3 protein-coding genes are annotated in these 3,444 nt (G+C 37.3%); all 3 read right to left on the bottom strand.

Features of this window, described 5'->3' with window-relative positions; all coding sequences use genetic code 11:
- Nucleotides 1-1,927 (bottom strand): S-layer homology domain-containing protein (locus tag CUL_RS19105; RefSeq protein ID WP_051403507.1); only part of this gene is annotated, 1,927 nt, incomplete at its 3' end.
- A gap of 150 nt (nucleotides 1,928-2,077) precedes the next feature.
- On the bottom strand, nucleotides 2,078-2,431 hold the full coding sequence (locus CUL_RS0105410; RefSeq protein WP_025640748.1) for a Na-translocating system protein MpsC family protein: 354 nt from the start codon (nucleotides 2,429-2,431) through the stop codon (nucleotides 2,078-2,080).
- 493 nt (nucleotides 2,432-2,924) lie between these two features.
- A partial coding sequence (locus CUL_RS0105395; protein WP_408065615.1) for a hypothetical protein occupies nucleotides 2,925-3,444 on the bottom strand: 520 nt, incomplete at its 5' end.

Raw genomic sequence — 3,444 nt, 5'->3', positions numbered from 1 at the left:
CCAGGTCAGCCAGGAAATCATCCTTTAGGTCTACCGGCTCTGCTACATCAAAGCTGACGGTTCCTTCAAGGTTAACTGTGGTGCCCTTGTAAAATACCTTTGCAGTATATGCCGCGCTTACGGGCTTACCTTCTGTTAGGAAGTCTTCAGCGCTGGTGCCATCTAGCAATGCTTTGGCTAGCGCCACCAAGTCGAAGTCTTCGTTCAGGGTAAAGGTCTCACCGGATATCTCAAGTGTGCTGCCTTCACCGGCAAACTTCCCTAAGGCTTCCACTAGGCCCTCGGCTGCTTCCGTTACCTCTTCAACTGTTACGCCAGCATCAAAGACCACGCTGATGTTGTCGCCGTCAAGGGTAACTTCGGCTACGGTTATTGCTTCCACCGCGCCTTCCAGGTCAGCCAGGAAATCATCCTTGGTGCCTGTCGCTGCTGCCTTCACCGTAATTTCGCAGACGTCAAACTTGTCACTACTTTCATCTGAAGTTGCTGTAATGGTAGCAGTCCCTGCTGCCTTTGCTGTTACTACTCCATTAGCTACAGTCGCTATACTTTCATCACTGGTTGTCCAATTAACCTTCTTATTAGTTGCATTATCAGGCTTAACTGTAGCTGTTATCTTACCTGTTTTTCCTACTGTCAATGTCATCGTCTTTGGGCTAACACTAACACCCGTTACAGCTACCTCATCATCCTTATCATCCCTGCGGCCTCCACCGCCACCACCACCGCCACCGCCTCCTGCGGAAGATGCTGGCTCTGGCTTTGGTTTATCCTTCTTAACTTCTGTTACCTTCCCATCCTCAACTTTTACTTCCTTCCCTTTCCCGACTACTTCATCATTTACCTTTACATCCTCTTTGGAAACTATAGACTCAATCTTACCTTTTGCTTTTATTTCTGTATCCCTAGCTTCTACTTCTACTTTTCCTATTTCTGCTCCCTTTTCTATTTCAATATTTGATTTTTCTGTTACTTTTATGGAATCGACCTTTACTCCTTCTTTTACAACCAGTTTAGTACCACTTTCTATAGCTATATATTCTATTATAGTTTCTCCTTCTAATACTACCCTTATATCTCCAGCATCTTTGTTGATTACGATTTCACCTAGTTTAGAATGTCTTATAATTATACTGTTTTCTCCCCCACCTCTAACATAGGTGCTACCTTCTACTACTACATTGTCTAGTATAATATCCCCTTCTCCAATTCCTTCTACTAGATATAAGTCACCTTTTATCTTCATATCTTTTAATTCTACATTAGAAGTATTTACCAGTACATTTCCTGCTGCATCATCTGAATACTCCCCTGCAAGGTTTATTATATTTCCACTGGCATTGGTGATTATCTTTACGGCTTCTGCCCTTGTAATTGGGTTTGTTGGTCTAAATGTGTTGTCTGAATAGCCGGATATATAGCCTTTATCCTTTAATATGCTTACATATCCTTTAGCCCAATCCCCTATTTTGGAACTATCTGCAAAGTTATTTGCGGATTTTGATTTAGTTTCATCTAAATCAAATACCATGCCCATAATCTTAGATACTTCTTGTCGGGTAATAGGGTTATTTGGTTTTATGGTTCCATCATTATATCCCCCTATATATCCAGCTTTAGTAGCTTTCCGGATTTCATCATAAAACCAATCTCCCTCTTTTACATCGCCAAATTTAGCTTCTGCTTTTTCTGAATATCCAAATATATTGTTGATTATTTTAATGAATTCAGCCCTTGTAATACTCTGATCTGGTCTAAAGTTCCCATCAGAATAGCCTGATACTACCTCCTTTCCTATTAGATATTGAATTTCTTCTTTTGCCCAGTGGCCTAAAATATCTGTTTCTTCACCAAAGGCAAAAGTCCCTAATGGTAATATCATTGCTGCAACCAATAGCAATGATATACCTTTTTTGAATCTGTTCATCAGCTTTCTCCTTTCCTTTGTTATTTTAGTAAGTTTATGTTTAGATAAAAAAAGCCACAATTATCCAAGGTCTCTCTTGAACAATTGTGGCTTGAATCCAGCTACAGTTATACTGTTTCCTTCAACCTGCCTTATTTAGTTGCTCCTAATCTACTCTATTATAAAAGCACAACATAAACTATCATCAAATATATTCAAATCCATATAAAAGCTGCTAACCTTTGCATCTATATTATTATCTACTATTTTTAAAAGCTCTGCCTTTGTATTGTGTAATATTCTTTTTCTTGAGGCTTGTATCAAATATTCTCCACATATATCCCCTGTTAAATTCTTCTCCAGCGGTGTTAAAATATCTTTGCAATGGATAGTTATACAATTTTCAGATGTATATACTCTAGCTAAACTAGGGCCTTTATCGAAGTATTTAGCCATAAATGATTTAAATGAGTCTTCAATATCTTTTTTAACCCCATTATCTATAGCTCTGCAGCTATTATCCATAATACCATCCCCCTAACTTGTAGCCTATTTCATTTTAGGCACCTAATATTCCTGATCTTAAGGTGTGAATGATATTATTATAGATTCTATGTATGTACAGCTACTCTTTTATAGATTGTTCCCATAATGCCTATAGTAGTAAGTGCCCATGCTTTTATAGTCCTATATTCCTATATTATTTATTATAGCAAATAAACTTTCATATTTCAAACTATTAATGGTAGGAGTGTGTGTCAAGTATTCGTGGGCATCTTTCCTTCTCATGAAATCAACCGTTACAATATAATCAAGAAAAATACTTTTAATTTTATCATTTTCCAGAGTTGTCAAGCCTAAAATGCACTCCACTTCGTTACGGACTTGACAACGAAGTCTATCTTTGGGGTCATGATTTTATATTTATAGTTTTTCTTTTCTTTTTCATGTTTTCTTTTCTTTTTAGCGATATTATAGCTAAAATTAGGCATACTAACCCTTCGGAAGATAACCTATCTTATCTTAAAATAAGTTCAACACGGTTTTTTGTTAGATCCCTAATGGCTTTCCTACCAAATGTCATTGGTTGCCCTTCAAAAGGCATAGGAGCCTTCTTTATAGGATATATACCACTATCCTTAGGTTTCTTATTGACCTCTGCAGCTGATAGCTGCACAACCTGTTCTACTACCTCTTCTAATTTATCATCGGTGATCGTATCATCAAATAATGAATCCAATGTCTCATAAAGATTACCACTTGCTCTTAAAGCTAATAGCTTTCCTAGGGAGTTTGCCCCACTTTTTGTCCAACTCATTTTTCTACCCTTCATCCTTAGTTTTATTACATCACATACACTGGATTCCATAGTTCCCATATTTCTATACACAACTCCTTCTGGGGGTTTGGGTAATGATATGTTTCTTAATCTATACGGTATCAATCCATTATAATTATTAGCTAGATAGTTATATAATTTGTGTAATCTTTCTCTCACCTTTTCATCTTCTACATACTCGATCATAAGCTCCTTAAGA

The organism is [Clostridium] ultunense DSM 10521 (assembly GCF_000511955.1).
Taxonomy (GTDB): domain Bacteria; phylum Bacillota; class Clostridia; order Tissierellales; family Tepidimicrobiaceae; genus Schnuerera; species Schnuerera ultunensis.
Note: the sequence above shows the minus strand (reverse complement) of the source record. Positions and strands in the feature narration are given on the sequence as shown.